This is a genomic window from Spirulina sp. CCNP1310, assembly GCF_034932185.1.
In the GTDB taxonomy this organism is placed as follows: Bacteria; Cyanobacteriota; Cyanobacteriia; order Cyanobacteriales; family Spirulinaceae; genus Spirulina.
In genome coordinates this window covers 1-1429 of the sequence record NZ_JAYGHW010000086.1, presented here as the reverse complement: position 1 = coordinate 1429, position 1429 = coordinate 1, and the positions used below count along the sequence as shown (strand labels likewise).

Here is a 1429-nt window from a genome sequence, read left to right as displayed (position 1 = left end):
CGCCTGCATGCTGAGTTTTCGCCGGACGGGCACAGGATTTTGACTGCATCATCAGATGGTATTGCGCGTTTATGGGGAGCCCAGGCCATTGGCCCTGCCGCCGTGCTTCTCGGTCATACAAATAGCGTAAGGTTTGCAGAGTTCTCACCAGATGGAGAGAGAATCGTGACAGCATCGTGGGACGGTACCGCGCGTGTTTGGGGGGCGGAAAGCGGCGATTTGCTCACCGTTCTCGAGGGGCACACACCTCTTTCGCACGCGGAGTTTTCGCCGGATGGCCACCGGATCGTGACGGCGTCCAACGACAACACCGCGCGTGTTTGGGATGCGCAGACTGGCAATGAGCTCGCCGTGCTTGCCGGTCACGGATCATTTATCACGCATGCCGCGTTTTCGCCTGACGGGCGGCGGATCTTGACGGCGTCCGGCGATTACACCGCGCGAGTTTGGGATGCGCAGACGGGGGATGAGCTCACCGTACTCGCCGGCCACACAGAGGGGCTCAACCATGCCGCGTTTTCGCCGGATGGGCACCAAATTGTTACAGCATCCACCGACAAAACTGCGCGTGTGTGGGACGCGCAATCAGGTGCCGAGCTCGCCGTGCTTGAGCGTCATATAGCTAGCGTTCGGTATGCAGAGTTTTCTCCAGACGGCCGGCACATGCTGACACTTTCGTGGGACAATCCGGATAGAGGAGTAAGGTTTATCGGGGAGGCAAGCGTTTGGGACATATCCACTGGTGAAATAGTTGCGGTGCTAGGTGGTGACGAAAGCCCGGTCCATCAAGCGGCGTTTTCGTCCGACGGTCGTTCGATCATTACTTCCGGCAATGGAACCGCGCGTATTTGGAACGTGCGGACTGCCGACACGCTTCTCGTGCTTTCAGGCGGGATAGAAAGTGCAATTCTATCACCCGATGCGCGGACTGTCGTAACTATGTCAAATGATAATACAACGCGTTTATGGGACGTGCAGACCGGTGAAGCACTCGTGGCGCTGCGGGGGCCTTCGCGGGGCGACTTTAGCCAAATTTCACTAAATCACGTTGATATCTCACCTGATGGTCGGCGGGTTGTTGTAGCGTCTGATGATAACGCTGCGCGGGTTTGGGATGTCTCCGACCGGCAGCTGGAGGGGCGTGCACTCGTCGAAGCGGCTTGCGATCGCTTGCCCGCCGGCCGCCGTTCGCTCACCGCAGATGAGTCCCGCCGTTTCCTTGGCAGCTCGGACCATCCCGACGCCGCGCCGTGCGAGCGGGTCGGACCGCTTTCGCCGCGCTATTACACCAACGCGGTTGGCGGCTGGTTCGCCTCCGTCATAGCGCAAGCAAACCCTGGGCGCAGTCAGACCGGCGGCGCAGCGCTGCAGCCTCAGGAGTCATCTCCATGAGGTTTCTGGTGAGTCTGGGCAGCTTTTTTATCCGGCA

The 1429-nt window shown here is 59.6% G+C and carries 1 protein-coding gene; it reads left to right on the top strand.

Features of this window, described 5'->3' with window-relative positions; genetic code table 11:
* Nucleotides 1-1392: WD40 repeat domain-containing protein (locus VB712_RS13990; protein WP_323255737.1), on the top strand; the 1392-nt coding region annotated here is incomplete at its 5' end.
* Nucleotides 1393-1429 lie beyond the last annotated feature (37 nt).